This window comes from Streptomyces hypolithicus (assembly GCF_052934925.1).
Genome location: NZ_JBRFMQ010000003.1, coordinates 1 through 15,362, shown reverse-complemented (window position 1 = coordinate 15,362; position 15,362 = coordinate 1). Strand labels below are relative to the sequence as shown.

General features: G+C 71.1%; 13 protein-coding genes and 3 pseudogenes. 1 reads left to right on the top strand and 15 read right to left on the bottom strand.

Annotated features, from left to right (window positions below):
* Window positions 1-57 precede the first annotated feature (57 nt).
* The 9 genes and pseudogenes from ACU6WZ_RS29175 to ACU6WZ_RS29135 form a co-directional block, all read right to left on the bottom strand.
* Window positions 58-1,674: pseudogene (locus ACU6WZ_RS29175) on the bottom strand (long-chain-fatty-acid--CoA ligase).
* Between the two features lie 41 nt (window positions 1,675-1,715).
* A complete protein-coding gene (locus ACU6WZ_RS29170) occupies window positions 1,716-1,844 on the bottom strand; it encodes an acyl carrier protein (protein WP_447034546.1) in 129 nt (42 codons plus the stop codon).
* 36 nt (window positions 1,845-1,880) lie between these two features.
* Window positions 1,881-2,360: a KR domain-containing protein gene (locus tag ACU6WZ_RS29165; protein WP_447034545.1), complete on the bottom strand. Its 480-nt coding sequence runs from the start codon at window positions 2,358-2,360 to the stop codon at window positions 1,881-1,883.
* Window positions 2,282-3,883: an SDR family NAD(P)-dependent oxidoreductase gene (locus ACU6WZ_RS29160; RefSeq protein ID WP_447034543.1), complete on the bottom strand. Its 1,602-nt coding sequence runs from the start codon at window positions 3,881-3,883 to the stop codon at window positions 2,282-2,284. The genes ACU6WZ_RS29165 and ACU6WZ_RS29160 overlap by 79 nt, the downstream gene beginning before the upstream one ends.
* Window positions 3,880-7,644, bottom strand: a complete 3,765-nt coding sequence (locus ACU6WZ_RS29155) for a type I polyketide synthase (protein WP_447034541.1) — start codon at window positions 7,642-7,644, stop codon at window positions 3,880-3,882. Before ACU6WZ_RS29155 ends, ACU6WZ_RS29160 begins: the two co-directional genes overlap by 4 nt.
* 30 nt (window positions 7,645-7,674) lie before the next feature.
* The gene (locus ACU6WZ_RS29150) at window positions 7,675-7,998 is read right to left on the bottom strand and encodes an acyl carrier protein (RefSeq protein WP_447031039.1); all 324 of its coding nucleotides are present in this window, start codon (window positions 7,996-7,998) and stop codon (window positions 7,675-7,677) included.
* A gap of 234 nt (window positions 7,999-8,232) precedes the next feature.
* Window positions 8,233-8,961 carry an MFS transporter gene (locus ACU6WZ_RS29145; RefSeq protein ID WP_447034539.1) on the bottom strand — a complete coding sequence of 243 codons (729 nt, stop codon included), beginning with the start codon at window positions 8,959-8,961 and terminating at the stop codon, window positions 8,233-8,235.
* Window positions 8,859-9,689 (bottom strand): MFS transporter, encoded by an 831-nt coding sequence (locus tag ACU6WZ_RS29140; protein ID WP_447034537.1) that lies wholly within the window; start codon window positions 9,687-9,689, stop codon window positions 8,859-8,861. The genes ACU6WZ_RS29145 and ACU6WZ_RS29140 overlap by 103 nt, the downstream gene beginning before the upstream one ends.
* A gap of 98 nt (window positions 9,690-9,787) precedes the next feature.
* A complete protein-coding gene (locus ACU6WZ_RS29135) occupies window positions 9,788-10,159 on the bottom strand; it encodes a nuclear transport factor 2 family protein (protein WP_447031037.1) in 372 nt (123 codons plus the stop codon).
* Between the two features lie 313 nt (window positions 10,160-10,472).
* On the opposite strand from ACU6WZ_RS29135, the gene ACU6WZ_RS29130 reads away from it, so the two are divergent.
* Window positions 10,473-10,967, top strand: a complete 495-nt coding sequence (locus tag ACU6WZ_RS29130; protein ID WP_447034535.1) for an AfsR/SARP family transcriptional regulator — start codon at window positions 10,473-10,475, stop codon at window positions 10,965-10,967.
* 692 nt (window positions 10,968-11,659) lie between these two features.
* Here the strand turns inward: ACU6WZ_RS29130 and ACU6WZ_RS29125 are convergent.
* The 6 genes and pseudogenes from ACU6WZ_RS29125 to ACU6WZ_RS29100 all read right to left on the bottom strand — a co-directional run.
* Complete coding sequence (locus tag ACU6WZ_RS29125; protein ID WP_447034534.1) at window positions 11,660-11,869, bottom strand: hypothetical protein; 210 nt, start codon at window positions 11,867-11,869, stop codon at window positions 11,660-11,662.
* Between the two features lie 22 nt (window positions 11,870-11,891).
* Window positions 11,892-13,070, bottom strand: a complete 1,179-nt coding sequence (locus tag ACU6WZ_RS29120) for a 3-oxoacyl-[acyl-carrier-protein] synthase III C-terminal domain-containing protein (RefSeq protein ID WP_447034532.1) — start codon at window positions 13,068-13,070, stop codon at window positions 11,892-11,894.
* Window positions 13,067-14,083 (bottom strand): ferritin family protein, encoded by a 1,017-nt coding sequence (locus ACU6WZ_RS29115; protein ID WP_447031031.1) that lies wholly within the window; start codon window positions 14,081-14,083, stop codon window positions 13,067-13,069. The genes ACU6WZ_RS29120 and ACU6WZ_RS29115 overlap by 4 nt, the downstream gene beginning before the upstream one ends.
* A 70-nt stretch (window positions 14,084-14,153) precedes the next feature.
* Window positions 14,154-14,731: pseudogene (locus ACU6WZ_RS29110) on the bottom strand (hypothetical protein).
* 11 nt (window positions 14,732-14,742) lie between these two features.
* Window positions 14,743-15,228, bottom strand: coding sequence for a type II toxin-antitoxin system RatA family toxin (locus ACU6WZ_RS29105; protein ID WP_447031029.1), 486 nt, complete (start codon window positions 15,226-15,228; stop codon window positions 14,743-14,745).
* A pseudogene (locus ACU6WZ_RS29100) lies at window positions 15,228-15,362 on the bottom strand (aspartate aminotransferase family protein); the annotation flags it as partial. The pseudogene ACU6WZ_RS29100 and the gene ACU6WZ_RS29105, both read right to left, overlap by 1 nt.

The following is a 15,362-nucleotide window of genomic DNA, read 5'->3' as shown; positions in this document are numbered from 1 at the left end:
ACTCCGTTCGGGATCGAAGGGCGGATACGGAAGGGAAGGAGACGCGGGAGCGGGAGTTCAGGGGGAGACGGCTGCCGCGGGTTCCCGCAGCAGTTCCCTGACCGACCGGCGGAGGATCTTGCCGGACGGGTTGCGCGGCATGGCATCCAGGAAGTGGTACTCGATGGGGATCTTGTAGTCGGCGAGCCGGCCGCGCAGGAAGAGCAGCAGGGCCCGGGGGGCCGCCGAGGCGCCCGGGTGCAGGACGACGGCGGCGTGCACCGCCTCGCCCCAACGGGCGTCCGGGACACCGACCACGGCGGCGTCGGCCACCGCGGGGTGTTCGCTCAGTGCCTTCTCCACCTCGGCCGGGTAGATGTTCTGGCCGGCGACGATGATCGTGTCGTTGATCCGGTCGCGCAGGAACAGGTAGCCGTCCTCGTCCAGGTATCCGGCGTCGCCCATGTGCAGCCAGCCGTCCACCAGGGTCTTGGCGGTGGCCTCCGGGAGGTTCCAGTAGCCGATCATGTGCGCGGGTGTGCGGATGCAGACCTGCCCGGTCTCTCCCGGGGGCAGCTCGCGGCCGTCCCGGTCGATGACCTTGATCTCGTTGCCGGGGCAGGGCTTGCCGGCCGCCCGCAGCAGGGGGCTGCCTGGCCGGTGGGCCGAGGGCGGCAGGCAGACGGCGACGCTGCCCGTCTCCGTACTGGCGTAGATCTGGGCGAACTGGCAGCCGAACATCTCCAGCCCGCGCTGGAGCAGTCCCTGCGAGATCGGCGCCGCGCCGTAGGCGACCTTGCGCAGTGAGGCGAACGTCTTGGGTCCGACGCCGCTCTCGGACATCATCATCTGCAGCATGGCGGGCGCCACGAAGGTGATGGTGACGCCCCATTCCTCGATGAGGCGTACCGCCTCCTGCGGGATGAACATGGGCATCACGACGTTGGTGGCCCCCACCGTGAATGCATGAACCAGCCGATGCCCGCGATACCGAAGCCCGGCAGCGAGATCAGGCTGATGTCGTCGGCGCGCCAGTCGACCCAGTCGTCGCTGTCGGCCCCCGTCCGCCGTATCGCGTCGGGCAGGGTGAAGACGGTCCGGTGGGCCAGCACCACGCCCTTGGGCAGTCCGGTGGTGCCGCTGGTGTAGATCTGCACCAGTGCGTCGTCGGGGCCGGTGCCCGGGTCCGTGTCGGTGTCGGGACGGCCCGCGTACCAGGCGCGCAGCCCGGCGCCCCGGTCGGGAGCGCCCGCGCTGTCCGTGCCGTCGAGGCGTACGACGGTGCGCAGGCTCGGGAGCCCTGCGGCCACCCGGTCCGCGGTGGACCTGAACTCCTCGTCGACGAAGAGGATCTCGGCACCGGAGTCGCGCAGGATGTGGTCCACCTCGCCGGACGTCAGCCGCCAGTTGACCGCCCAGCACCGCGCCCGCCTTGACCGGCACCAGCACCGCGCCCGCCTTGGCGCAGGCCAGGATGGTGAGGTAGTAGTGCTCCGACTCGCGGCCGAGGTAGGCGACCCGGGTGCCGGTGGCCGCACCGGCCGCGAGGAGGGCGTGGGCGGCCCGGTTGCTCTCGCGGTGCAGCCGTTCGTACGAGGTCAGGCGGCCCTCGCAGACGATTGCCTGATGGGCGGGGCGCTGTGCGGCGTGGAGCGCGGACGCGTGGGTCAGCGTCCAGCGGTGGTCATGGTGCATACCGCCCTGCCTTCTCGGGTGTGTGGGCTGGGGTGCCGGCGTCATCCGGCGTCCCCGGACAACTGGGCGTCGAGGAATTCGGTGATCCGGCGTACCGAGGGATGGTCGAAGGTCAGCGAGGCGGGCAGCGCGATCCCGTACGCCGATTCCAGGGCGGAGCGGACGGTCATGCCCATCACCGAGTCCAGTCCCAGCGCCGATCAGCTTCAGCCGACGAATTCGGCGGCGGGTTCCAGCTCGTCCTCCTCGCCGAACTGCAGGACGGCGGCGACGCGTTCGGTGACGGTCGCGCCGATCAGCTTCAGCCGCTCGGGCCTGGGCCGGGCCAGCAGATCGTTGAGGTCGATGCCGGTGGCACCGGTGCCACCGTCCTCCTGCCGGCCGGCCACCCGGGAGTACAGGGCGTTGGCCATCGGCAGGTGACTGGTGTACACGGGCCAGTCGAACCGGCTCACCACCCGCTGTGCCACGGGTGTGCCCCACAGCCGGTGCAGGGTGCGCAGTGCCCAGGAGGGCGAGAAGAAGCGGACGCCGCTGCGTTCGATCTCCTGGCTCAGCTGGGTGTCGAGCCGGGCCGACATGCCCACCCGCGCCCATGCGCCCCAGTTCACGGCGAGGGCGGGCAGCCCCTGCCGGGCCCGCCAGTGGGCCAGGCCGTCGAGGAAGGAGCTCGCCGCGGCGTGCACCAGTGGGACTGGGTCGCGCCACCGACGACCGCGGCGATGGAGGAGTAGAAGGTGAAGAAGTCCAGCTTGTCGAAGGACAGGCTCGCCTCGTGCACCAGCCAGCCGCCGTACGCCTTGGCCGCGAGCTGTTCTTCGATGGCTTCCCAGGTCAGTTCGGCGATCAGCGCCTTTCCGATGGCGCCCGCCGCGTGCACGATGCCGCCCACCGGGTGGGGCAGGGCGTGCAGTTCGGCGGTGAGCCGCCGTACCTCGTCGGCGTTGCCCACGTCGGCCCGCAGCAGGGACACCTCGGCGTGTGCGGACAGCGCCTGGAGGACGGGGGCCGCCTCGTCCGCGGCCCGGCCGCTGCGGCTGACGAGGGCCAGGTGCCGGGCGCCCAGGTCGACCAGTTTCCGGGCGGTGACCAGGCCGAGGCCGCCGAGACCGCCGGTGACCACGTAGGTGCGGTCGGGGCGGATGGTGAAGGCCGTCTCGTCGCCGGGCCCGTCCTGGGGCGGGCCCGGCGGGTCGAGAGCGATCGCGACCGGGCCGGGGCCCGCGGCCGCGGCGCGCAGCGCCTCGTCCGCCTCGTCGACTCGGTAGGTGTCCACCTCGCCGGTGTGCGGCGACCGCGGTGCGCTGCCGTCCGGTGCGGGCAGGGCCGCGCAGGCCGCTTCGGCCGCCCCCAGGCCGTCCGGCCAGGGGGTCGCCAGCGCCGACGGTACGGTCAGCGTGCTGCCGAGAACGCCCGGTCTGCCGACCGTTACTTTCTCGCCGACTGTGTGAGTGGCGTGCGGACCGGCGGCGACGACCGTACCCGCGAACGCGCTCGCGGACAGGGCCTGCGTGCCGTCCCCGGACGCGGCCGGGTCCGCCGCCGGCGGGACGTCCCGCGCTGTCAGTGACGCCGCGGCCGTGCCGGTGCGCACCCGGATGTCGGAGCCCTCGGGGGCGGTGTCGCCGGCCGGTACCGTGATGATGCGGGCCGGGTCGTCCGCGTCCCGGGCGTGCAGCTCGTAGGGGCCCGGCCGGACCGGCGTACGGTCACCGGGGAGCAGCCTGCGCACGTAGCGGCGGCCCGTGCGGTGGGCCACCTGGAACTCGTCGGCCTCCTGCGCCTGCCATTCCGCGAGCAGTGCCTCGGCCCCTTCGGTGCGGCTGCCTTTGGGCAGGTCGACCAATGTGGCCCGCAGCTGCGGGTATTCGTTGAGCAGGACGTTCCCGAAGCCCCACAGGGTTGCGGCGGCGAGCTGTTCGGCACCGTCGGGGCGGTCGGCGGGCAGCCACTGCGCGCGCTCGGTGACCAGCCACAGCCGCGGCGGGCGCCGCGAGCCGCTGCCGCTCACCGCGGACACCAGGTCGAGCAGGTTGCGGTAGTTGCGCTCGCACTCGGCGCGCAGCCGGTCGCCGGAGACCGCCCCGGCGCCGGGCTGCCAGAACCAGGCGACGTCGGTCACCGACTGGTCCGTGAGCGCCTCGCGCAGCGCCGTACGTCGCGCCCGGTGCGAAGGAGAGCCGTACGTGCGCTGGTCCGGCGAGCTCACCGAGCCCGGCCGGCACGGTGGCGGCGGAGCCGTTGAGCAGGACGTGCCGGGTCTGGGAGGAGACCTGGGCGGACGGCAGGGAGCGGCGCAGCCAGTCGAGCCGGTGGGTGAAGTGTGCGTCGCCGCCCGGCCCGGCGGGCGGTGCCAGTTCGGCGCCGAGGAGTTCGGCGACGGGTTCGTCGCCCTCCAGGAGCAGCAGGTCGGCGGTCACGGGCGCACCCGGTCCGCCGCCGGTGGTGCGGGCGGCGAACCGTATCCGCTCGCCCCGCGGCTTCTTGAACAGGCGCAGGCTCCGGGCGCCGCGCAGCACCGGTACCGGCCCGCCGTCGGCCAGGGCGACCACGGCGTGCAGCGCGCTCTCCAGCAGTTCGGCCGGCAGTTGTTCGAGGGAGCGGGCGTCCCGGCCGGTCAGCTCGCCGGTCACCGCTCCCCCGGCGTGCCGGGCGACCCGGGTGACGACGCCGCAGCTCGTCGGCGAAGGTGCGGCCGACGGCCGCGAGGTCGGTGTAGACGTCCTCGCTCCCGGCCTCCTCCTCGGTCCCGTCCGCCGTGTCGGCGAGCGTACGGAGGTCCTCGATGGCCGTGCCGGGGCCCGTGTTCACGTCCGTGGCGCCGGTGGTGTCCGGGGTGAGGCGCGCGGTGACGAAGGTGCGCTCCGTCCCGTCGACGTCGCCGGTCACCTCGATGTCGGTGGGCCCGCCTTGTGCCGGGCGGCTCAGCCGGGTCGTGATCTTCTGCACCACGTCGTCGTGCAGTGGCAGCGGCTCGGGGAAGTCCAGGTCGCGGACGGTGGCGCGGGTGTGCCCGGCCACCGCGTCCTGGAGGGCGAGCAGCAGGTCGGCCCAGGCGGCGGGCGGCAGCGTCTGCTGCCCCGACACCTGGTGGCCGGCCAGGGCGCCCAGGTCGGCGGGGACGAACTCGGCGGTGAACTCCGTGACGCCCTGCGGGCTCTGCGGGGCTGGCGTCCTGCGGCCGAGCAGTGGGTGGCTCACCGGCCCGTCGGCCGTGCGGGCGCGCCGTGCCGGGCTGGTGGGAAGCCAGTACCGCTTGCGTTGGAAGGCGTACGTGGGCAGGTGTTCCTTGGCCAGGGTGCGCCCGGCGTGGTAGCCCGCCCAGTCCACCGGCAGTCCGGCGGCGTAGAACTCGGCGAGGGCGCGCAGCGTCGCCCCCCCGTCCCGGTCCCGGCGGCTGAGGCTGCACAGCCACAGGTGGTCCTCGGCGTTCAGGCAGCGCCGGGCGGGGGCGGTCAGCATGGACGAGGGGCCGATCTCGATGAGCGCGTGCCGGCCCCGCTTCTGGACGGCCCGGATGCCGTCCATGAAGCGCACCGGCTCGCCGATGTGACGTACCCAGTACTCGGCGGTGCCGATCTCCCGCAGGCGCGCCACCTTTCCGGTGACGTTGGAGATCAGTGAGATGGACGGTTCGTGGAAGGTGATTCCCGCGAGCGCCGTGCGGAACTCCTCGAACACCTCGTTCATGAGTGGCGAGTGGAAGGCGTGGGAGACGGCGAGCGCTTCGACGCGTACGCCGCGCTCGCGCAGTTGGTCCGAGACGGCGGTCAGCGCCTGGCTGCCGCCGGAGATCACGCACAGGTCGGGGGCGTTGACCGCCGCCAGCGCCAGGTCGGGGTGGTCGGCGAGCAGCGGCTCGACGTCCTGCGCCGAGGCGCCGACGGAGACCATCGAGCCCTCGGCGCGTACGGACTGCATCAGCCGGGCGCGTACGGCGACCAGGGTCACCGCGTCGGGCAGCGAGAAGAGTCCGGCCACGGTCGCGGCGGCGACCTCGCCGATGCTGTGTCCGATGAGGATGGTGGGGCGCACTCCCCAGGACAGCCAGAGTTGGGCGAGGGCGTATTCGAGGGTGAACAGGGCGGGCTGGGTGTAGCGGGTCTGGTTGATCTGCTCCGGGTCGTCGCCCGTGCCGAGGATCAGTTCGCGTACGGAGCGGTCCAGGTGGGCGGCGAAGAGGCGGTCGCACTCGTCGATGACGTCCCGGAAGACCGGGAACTGCTCGTATGCCGCGGCGCCCATGCCGTACTGGGAGCCCTGGCCGGTGAACATGAAAGCGATCTTGCGGATGCCGGACGGTTCGACGGTCGCGTCCGGCTGCCGGGCCGCGTCGAGGAGCTTGAGCAGTGCCTCGCGGTCGGCGACCGGGGCGGCGGTCCGGTGGGTGAAGTGGGCACGGCCGACGTTCGCGGTGTAGCAGAGCCGGGTGATGTCGAGTTCCGGGTGTGCGTCGACGAACCGGCGGTACTGGCCGGCCTGTTCGCGCAGTGCGGCGGAGTTCTTCGCCGAGAGGGTGAACACGGGGCAGGCGGCGCCGGGGCCGGGTGGGGTCGGTACGGGCGCGGTTTCGGCCGCTGCGGTGCGCGTGGCGCCTTCGACGGCCGCCGGGGCCGGGGTGCTCGTGCCGCCGGTGCGTGCCGGTGGCTCCTCCAGGACGACCGCGCCGATGGTGCCCGCGAAGCCGAAGCTGTTGACCGCCGCCCGGCGGACCGGGGCCTTCCAGGGCTCGCACTCGGTGGGTATGCGCACCGAGTACACGTCCCACGGTATGCGGCCGGAGGGGACGGTCATGTTGAGGTGCGGATAGATCGTCGCGGAGCGGATCTGGAGCAGCGTCTTGATGACTCCGACGACACCGGAGGCCGGTTCCATGTGGCCGAGGTTGGTCTTCACCGAAGCGACCAGCAGCGGGTCGTCCTTGCTCCGGGCTCCGGCGAACACGTTGTTGATGGCGCCGATCTCGATCGGGTCGCCGAGCGGGGTGCCGGTGCCGTGTGCCTCCACGTACTGGATGTCACCCGGTTCCAGGCCGGCCGCGCGGATCGCGTTGTGCAGCACGGTCTCCTGCGCCGGCCCGTTGGGCACCGTCAGTCCCGCGCTGTCACCGTCCTGGCCGACCGCGGTGCCGCGCACCACGGCGAGGATGTTGTCGCCGTCCCGGGTGGCGTCGGACAGCCGCTTGAGGACCAGCATGCCGCAGCCCTCGGCGCGGGCGTAGCCGTCCGCGGACTCGTCGAAGGTCTTGCACTGGCCGTCGGGTGCCAGCATCTGGGCGTTGGAGAACATCACCGGGATGCGGGGGTGGTGCAGGGCGTTGACGCCGCCGCTGAGCGCGATGTCGCACTCGCCGCGGCGCAGCCCGGTCACGGCCAGGTGCAGGGCGGCCAGCGAGGACGAGCAGGCGGTGTCGACGCTCATGCTCGGCCCGCGCCAGCCGAGGAAGTAGGAGAGCCGCCCGGAGAGCGGGAACATGGTGATGCCGGAGGCCAGCAGGCCGTCGAGGTCCTCGTACGGCACGGCGTCGAGTTCGAGGGCGTAGTCGACGGAGCTGGAGCCGATGTAGACGCCGCCGTTGCCGCGCCGCAGCGGCGTGGGGTCGATGTTCGCGTGTTCCAGGGCCTGCCACGCGGTCTCCAGGACCATGCGCTGCTGGGGGTCGATGAACTGCGCTTCCCTGGGCGAGATGTTGAAGAATCCCGCGTCGAAGAGGTCGATACGGTCCAGGAAGCCGCCGCCGGTGGTGTGGATCTTGCCCTTGTCGTCGGGGCTCTGCGGGGTGAATGCCTCGACGTCCCAGCGGTCCTGGGGCAGCGGGCCGATACCGGAGCTGCCGGTGCGCAGGAACTCCTCGAACTCGTCGAGCGAGTTGCTGCCCCCGGGGAAGCGCAGGCCCACGCCGATGATCGCGACGGGCTCGGTCAGCTCCTTGAGCACGTTGTCGATGGCTACTTCCTCGTCGCGGGGCATGGCCGCGTCTCCTTCTGTCCGGCGATCGGATTACTGAGCGGGTCGGTCGCCGGCTGCGGAGCCCGCGACCAGGTCGGTCAGATGGAGCACCAGTTGCTCAACCGTGGGTTCGTTGAAGAGCACGTTCGCGTTGATGGTGATACCGAGCAGCTCTTCCAGGCTCTGCTTGAGACTGGTGAGCCGCAGCGAGGTGAGACCCAGGTCGAAGAAGCTGGTGTCGACCGAGAGGTCCTCGTCGGCCTCCATCAGCAGAGCGCTCTTGAACCGCTCCACGACGACCGTCTCCAGTTCTTCGCGGATTTCGACGACGGGCAGCTCACGCAGCTGCCGCAAGGACGCGTTGGTGTCAGGCATGTCGGTGACCGATCCCGAGAGCGGGCGCAGGGGGACCCGCGCTGGTGAATGAGCTTCAGCCAACCACCGCGGCCTGACACCGCCCTGACCGGGAACTTGTCCTCGCGGCAGCGCTGCCCGCTGCCCGCCCGCGGGCAGCGGGCAGCGGGCAGCGGGAAAACACCGTGGCCGAGCCGGAAACTGCCCCGGCTCGGCCACGGCCGGCCATCGCGGGCCGGCTAAATCATGTGCGTACTACGCCTTGGTACGTGCCTGCATGACGCGCACCAGCAGGGCGACGGAGACGCAGAAGACCATCAGCGGGATCAGCGCCATGACGAAGGCGTGCGGATAGTCGCCTACCCGGCGCGCCTCGCCCAGTACGGGGAAGAAGACCGCGCCCGCGATGGCCACCCCGATCGCGGCCCCACGGCCTGCCACGGTGTTGACCGCGCCGGAGGCGGCCGCGGCGTGCTCGGGGTCGGCTCCCGTCAGCACGGCGCCCGTCAGCGGGCCCGTGGTCATGCCCATCCCGATCCCCGCGACGATCAGCGACGGGATCAGCCACAGGACACTGCCGTCGGCGCCCACCTGCGTGGCGGAGACGGCGACCAGGACGTATCCAGCGCCCAGGGTCAGCGGGCCGGCAGTGATCAGCCCGCCTCCCAGCCGCGCGGCGAGCTTGCCCGAGAGCATCGAGGAGCCGAAGTAGCCGCCGCCGACCGCGAGGAAGACATAGCCGGACTCGGCCGGCGACAGGCCCTTGCCCTGCTGAAGGTAGAGCGCCAGCAGGAAGAAGAAGGAGCCCATGGCCAGGAAGTACGTCAGCATCGCGGCCAGCCCGACGGAGAAGACCCGGCCGCGGAACAGGTCGAGGTCGATCAGCGGGCTGAGCCCCTGTGCCGTACGGCGGCGCTGGTGGCTGATGAACCCGGCGCCCAGCGGGATCGTGGCGGCCAGCACAGCCAGCTCCACAGCGGCCATCCCCTCTCCTGGCCCTCGACGAGGGAGAGCACCAGGGCCGCCAGCGTCGCCGTGACCAACAGCGCGCCGGTCAGGTCGAGCCGTCCGCCGCCGGCGTTGCGGGACTCGGGCACCAGCCGCGGGGTCAGGGCCAGGGCCACCAGGCCGATCGGGATGTTGAGCAGGAAGATGGCCCGCCAGTCCAGTCCCGCCACGTCGACGGAGATCAGTACGCCGCCGATGACCTGGCCGAGGACACCGGCGAGGCCGATCACCAGGCCGTAGACGGCGAAGGCACGGGCCCGGGAGGCACCGGTGTAGACGAGGGCGAGGATGCCGAGGACCTGCGGGACCATGAGCGCCGCCGAGGCGCCTTGCAGCACCCGGAAGATGATGAGGAGGTCGGCGCTCTGCGCCACACCGCACAGCGCGGAGGTGATGGTGAACAGCAGCAGGCCGAGAGCGAACATGCGGCGTCGGCCGTAGAGGTCGCCGAGCCGCCCACCGGTGATCATTCCAGCGGTGAAGGACACGCCGTAACCGATGATGACCAGCTGGGACTGCGCGGACGTGGCGTTCAGATCCTGCTGGATCGAAGGCACGGCGACGTTGGCGATGAAGTAGTCGAGAACGGTGATGAAGGTGCCCACCATCACGATGGCCAGGGCACCCCAGCCGCTTCGTGTCGCGGAGGGCGGTGGCTCGGCCGCGGGGGAGGCGGCGGTGTCCGGCCCTGTTTCTGTGGTCATCGGGGGGTGCTCCTTGGGTGCTGGTTCAGCACTGTTGCTGCAAGACGGGGACCGGGCGGGTCCCTGAGGGGACCCACCCGGCGATGGCGCGAGCCGGCTCAGGCGCCCGCGGGCACCTTGTCGAGGAAGCCGTAGACGGCCTTGATCCTGCCGTCCGCGTCGGTCACCGCGACGTCGAAGCCGATGACGACGTTCTCGCCGCCGGAGGACGGTACGAGCTCCCAGCGGAAGCGGCTGACGTTGTTGTGGGTGTCCGCGTCGCCCAGGATCTTGAAGTCGAAGCCCTTGAACTGGTCACGGGCACCGGCGATCACGGCACCGATCCCGTCGTGGCCCTGCACGTTGGCCAGCGGGTCGGTGTAGGTGGCGTCCGGGGTGTAGAGGTCGCTGATCGCCGCGGCGCGCTTGTCCTGGTCCGCCTCGTTCCAGATGGCGATGTAACGGGTTGCAAGATCGGTCAGGTCGCTCACGAAGTACTCCTTGATCATTTACGAATGCGTAGGACACCTTCCCGGACGTGCCCGGGAGGCACCAGGACCACTGTGACAGAGCGCGCTCGAGATCCACTTGAGATCAACTAGGGGACAGTCTGCGCGAGTTGCCGCCGGCATGGGAACAGCTGTTGCCCCGGTCGAACCTCCAGCGCTCCTCGAGGCGCCCTGTGGAACAGTCGGGACGCAGATCCCACGTCAGGAAGGAGCAGCTGGTGAAGTTCAGGGTTCTCGGGTCCGTCGGAGCAGAGGTGGACGGCCGCTTCCGCAGTGTTCAGGGCGCGCGGCAGAGGTGGACGGCCGCTTCCGCAGTGTTCAGCGTGCGCTGCTGGCCGTGCTGCTGCTCCACGGCGGCCATCTGGTCCCGGCGGAGGATCTCTACGCCGAGCTCTGGGGCGACGAACTGCCGGCGACGGTGGAAAACGCCCTGCAGGCACATGTCTCCCGGCTGCGCCGCACCCTGCAGTCGTGGGGTGACGACGCCCCCTCGCTGGTCGCCCGCTCCGCCGGGTACGTCCTGGAGTTCTCCGCCGACGACCTCGACGTGAACGTCTTCCGGCGGCGCATCGCCCAGGCGCGCGCCGTCATGCCCACCGACACCACGAGGGCGTCCGTCCTGCTGAACGAGGCGCTGGGACTGTGGGTGGGCGCCCCGCTCCAGGACGTGGTCGCGGGATCGCTGTGCAGGAGTGTGGCCGTTCAGCTGGAGGAGGAGTGCCTGGCCGCGACGGAGGTCAAGCTCTGGCTCGACTACGAGTGCCGTCCTGCTGGGTCCCGTCCGCCATAGGGGAACTGAAGCGGATGATCGTCGTGCACCCGTGGCGGGAGCGGATCATGAGATGCTGATGCTGGCGCTCTACCGGTGCGGGCGCCAGGCGGAGCCATAGAGACCTACAACTCGACGCGCGCCCGCATGATCGAGGAGCTCGGCATGGAGCCCTCGGAGCACCTCAGAGGCTGTTTCCTGGACATCCTCAACCAGGCGCCGATGCCCTCGGGCCGCCCCCCGGATCTCGCCCGCTCCGCCTGAGCACCGGCCCTTCGCACGAGCGGGCGGAAGCGTACGGGAAAATCCGCCGGGCGCACCCGGGGCGCCACAAGGCCGCCACCGGCCCTGTTCAGGGGCTGGTGGCGGCCTTGGTGCCCGGCCCTGCCCCGGATCGCTCCGGGCAGGGCCGGGCGCAGTGGGGCGCGTGCGCGGGGTGGGGGCGTGGGGTGGGGTGCAGGGGGCGTCAGACCGTCGCTCGGCGCTCCTCCATGAGGCGGGCCATCTCACCTGGTGTCGACGTCCATCAGGCTCGTCGTCGCTGATCTCGATGCCGTAGTCCTTCTCCAGGAGCATCGACAGCTCGACGATCGCGAGCGAGTCCAGCTCGACGTGCTCCCGGGAGGCTTCCGGGTGTCACCTGGTCCCCGGTGACTTTCAGCTTGCTGATCAGGATTTCGCTTGAGCACTCCTCCATGAGGCATGGGGACATCTCACCTATCTCGGTGGGTCAGACGTCCATCAGCTCGTCGGGCGCTGATCTCGATGCCGTAGCCGCGCCTCCAGGAGCAGCCCGACAGCTCGAAGGATCGGTGAGCAGCAGTCGGTGGCTCGACGTCCTCCCGGGACTGCCCTTCCGGGGCCGCCTGGTCCCCGGTGACTTTCAGCTTGCTGATCAGGATTTCCTTGAGCACTTCGAACATGGGGACTTCCCTTCTCGGTGGGTCAGACGACGTGGATGTCGGGCCAGGTGAGGGTGGCCGCGCCCCAGGACAGCCCCGCCGCGGGAGTTGGCCTGGTGGGCGGCGAGCCGGTGGCCGGCCGCGAGACTGTCCACCCGGCCGCCGCCTGGGCGAGCAGCAGGGGAAGCGAGGCCACTGCGGTGTTGCCGACCTCGGCGACGTTGGACAGCCGCTTCTCGTGCGGTATGCCGAGGTCGTCGGCGACCGCCCCGAGGATGCGGGAGTTGGCCTGGTGGGCGGCGAACCGGTCCACTTCCGCGCACGTCCACCCGGCCGCCGCCACGGCCTGCCGCGAGGACTCGCTCATGCGCTGCACCGCGTGCCGGTAGGTCTCCCGGCCGTTCATCTTGAAGTAGCCCTGGCCCGGGTCGGTCAGCGGGCCGGCCGACCGCTGGCGGGAGCCTCCCGCCGGCACTATGAGCAGGTCCTTGAGGGTGCCGTCGCTGCCCAGCACCGGCCGGCCGACAGCGCCCGGCTCGTCCGGGTCGCCGGCCCGCAGCAGCACCGCGCCCGCGCCGTCCCCGAAGAGCACCGCGGTGGTCCGGTCCTCGGGGTCGACGAAGGTGGTGAAGGCGTCGGCGCCGATCAGCAGGACCCGGCCGCTCTGGTCGCGATCCCGGAGGCGTCCAGTCCGTACAGGAAGCCGGCGCACACCGCCGACATGTCGAAGGCCGGGATCACGCCCAGGCCGAGCCGGGACGCGATGTCCGGCGCGGTGGACGGGACGGGGTCCGGGGTGGTGGTGGTCAGGATGACCATGTCCGCGCCGCCGCCGATCAGACCGGAGGCGTTGGCCAGTCCGTACAGGAAGCCGGCGGCACACCGCCGACATGTCGAAGGCCGGGATCACGCCCAGGCCGAGCCGGGACGCGATGTCCGGCGCGGTGGACGGGACGGGGTGGTCCGGGGTGGTGGTGGTCAGGATGACCATGTCCGCGCCGCCGCCGGCCCCGCCCGCCTCCGCGGACTTCAGCGCCCGCAGCCCGGCCTCCACGGCCAGGTCGGAGGTGGCCGTCCCCGGTTCGACCACGTGCCGGACGGACATGCCGGTCCGGGTGCGAATCCACTCGTCGCTGGTCTCGAAGCGCTCGGCCATGTCCTGGTTGGTCACCAGCTTCGGCGGCAGGTACGCCCCCGCCCCGGCGACGACGGCGGCCCTCATGCGGCGCCCCCGCAGGAGTGGCCGGACCCGGTGACCCCGGACAGGACGTCGGCGGGCAGGCCCATGTAGAGCATCCGTGACTCGGCCATCTCGTCCGTCCACTGCTCGGCCATGTCGTAGCGCTGCTCGGGGGTGGTGTCGAGCAGCCGCGTGCCGGGCCAGATCTCGTAGTCGCCGATCTTGTCGGCGTGTTCCGCCATGCCCTTCTGGAACAGTTCCTCGCGGTGGATGACGAACTCCCGGTCGGGAATGGTGTCCCACAGGCCGACTCCGGCCCGCAGGATCTCCATCAGCCGCGGCCGGTACTGCGGGTGCGTGACGAGGTGGTCACGGAGGATGGTGCTGGCGACCGTCAGATGCCGGATCTCGTCGATGGCGGTGCCCCGGGAGATCTCGCCGGTGGCCGGCGACAGCGGAGTCCACTTGCGTTCGCTCAGCTCCGCGGCCGGCGCGAGCACGCCCTCGATGACGATGGCGAAGACGGCCACACCGCCCGCGAAGTCGTTCTGGTCGCGCACGATGTCCAGCGTGAAGTCCTCGACGGGCCGCAGCACCCGCCGGCGGTAGTCGGCGGACATCTCGTCGATGTCCCGCAGCAAGGTCTGCGCAGGGTGCCCCAGCTCCACCAGGTGGTTGCGGAACACCCGGGCGTGCCGGGCCTCGTCCATCAGCTGGGTGGAGTAGAACTCCAGCTCCGGGATGCCGGGGGCAATGGCCACATAATGGGCCAGCAGCCGGGTGGCGACCTCCTCGGACAGGGCCCGGAACCCGAACTCGAGGATCAGTGCGTCCCGCAGCGGACCCGGCTCCTTGAGGAAGTCCGGGACCCCCGCGTTCTCGTGATGGCCGGTCACCCCGCGGTCGCGCAGGGTGCCCTGGGCGACCTGGGTGATCCAGTAGGCGAGGTCGCACTCCTCGGGACCGAGGGTGAGTTCCTTGGCACCGTCGAGCAGACCGGGCGCGGTGTCCCAGTCGGCCTCGTGCGCCACGGTGCTCTGCGGCGAATCGGTCATGACGAGGTGTGCTCCTTCCTCTTGCGGGCCCACGGCCCGCGCTCTGATCCCCGCCGTGGGGACACGGCATTCACCGGCTGGCCCTGAACACCGGCCGGTCCGCCGCCGGTGCGGCCGGCTCGCGGCGGGCGGGGACGTGGCCGACCGGAACCGGACCGTCGGCGTACGGGTTCGAAGGGCAGCGCGGTGGCCCACCGGCTTCGGGTGTGCGAGCCCCAGGTCGTCCAGGAGCCGCAGATAGCCGGTCTGGCGTACGGGTTCGAAGGGCAGCGCGAACGACTTCATGAAGTTGCCGAACAGGCCCCGGTCACCGAAGAGGTGCCACGGAATCACCAGCAGCGCCCACTCGGGCCCGATGAGCCAGCACCACAGGCCGACGACGGCCGCCTGGGTGATCATGCTGTGCATCACGTTGTACAGGACGTAATACACCTTGGAGATGGGTTTGCCGCCGCTGCGCTTGAAGGCGAAGGCTCCCGGCAGGTAGCCGATCACGTCGATGTAGAGGAACAGCGCGATGGCCGGCAGCCAGCGGATCTCGCCGAAATTGGCGATGATGAACGCGCTGGTCACCGCGAAGCCGACGAGGTACTCGGCCCGGTGCAGGGAGAAGGTCCGTGGAGTCTCGAACGGGTTGGCCTGGTCCATGGCTGTGTCTCCTATGCGGCCGTGGGAGCCGTGGGGAGGCCGAGTTCGACCCCGGCGTGGATTTCCGTCCGGTCGAAGAGGCCGGTCACGGCCCAGGCCACCGTCTCCTTGATGACCCGCTCCGCGATCGGGTCGAGGATCCCCTCCATGCTGGGGATGCCGAAGTCGAAGTCGACCTCGAAGTGGACGACCGTGTCGGCGCCGTCCTGCCGGACGGCCCACTTGCCGGTGAAGGTGTCGAAGTCACCGTCCTCCTGGTCGAAGCGGATCTCCAGCTCCTCCAGGTCGAAGGTGTCCTCCTCGGTCCAGCGCAGCAGCCCGCTGCGGAAGTGCAGTTCCCAGCTGGAGCTGCCCTTGAGGTCCGGGAGTGCGCCGTGTACTTCGGTGGCGCTGACATGGGGCGCCAGTTCGGGGAAGCGTTCGAACTTCGCTACCCGCTCGAAAACGACCTCGGCCTTTTCGGAGCGCACCACCGCGCCCAGTTCCACGTGCCGCATCAGTTTCCGCCTTCCGGCATCCTCGCCGAGCCCGCGACCAGGTCGAGGGTGGCTTTTTCGAACGAGTTGAGCAGGAACTCCACTTCGAGCGGAGTGAGGGTGGCAGGCGGGGTGAAGCGCACCACCGAGTTGCC

What these genes read in the sequence shown, in the direction of transcription:
- ACU6WZ_RS29170 (WP_447034546.1), bottom strand. Translation starts at nt 1,844, where the DNA reads ATGACCGTCCGCTCCGCCCTGGAATCGGCGTACGGGATCGCGCTGCCC.
- ACU6WZ_RS29155 (WP_447034541.1), bottom strand. Translation starts at nt 7,644, where the DNA reads ATGCCCCGCGACGAGGAAGTAGCCATCGACAACGTGCTCAAGGAGCTG.
- ACU6WZ_RS29150 (WP_447031039.1), bottom strand. Translation starts at nt 7,998, where the DNA reads ATGCCTGACACCAACGCGTCCTTGCGGCAGCTGCGTGAGCTGCCCGTC.
- ACU6WZ_RS29145 (WP_447034539.1), bottom strand. Translation starts at nt 8,961, where the DNA reads ATGGCCGCTGTGGAGCTGGCTGTGCTGGCCGCCACGATCCCGCTGGGC.
- ACU6WZ_RS29140 (WP_447034537.1), bottom strand. Translation starts at nt 9,689, where the DNA reads ATGACCACAGAAACAGGGCCGGACACCGCCGCCTCCCCCGCGGCCGAG.
- ACU6WZ_RS29125 (WP_447034534.1), bottom strand. Translation starts at nt 11,869, where the DNA reads ATGTTCGAAGTGCTCAAGGAAATCCTGATCAGCAAGCTGAAAGTCACC.
- ACU6WZ_RS29120 (WP_447034532.1), bottom strand. Translation starts at nt 13,070, where the DNA reads ATGAGGGCCGCCGTCGTCGCCGGGGCGGGGGCGTACCTGCCGCCGAAG.
- ACU6WZ_RS29115 (WP_447031031.1), bottom strand. Translation starts at nt 14,083, where the DNA reads ATGACCGATTCGCCGCAGAGCACCGTGGCGCACGAGGCCGACTGGGAC.
- ACU6WZ_RS29105 (WP_447031029.1), bottom strand. Translation starts at nt 15,228, where the DNA reads ATGCGGCACGTGGAACTGGGCGCGGTGGTGCGCTCCGAAAAGGCCGAG.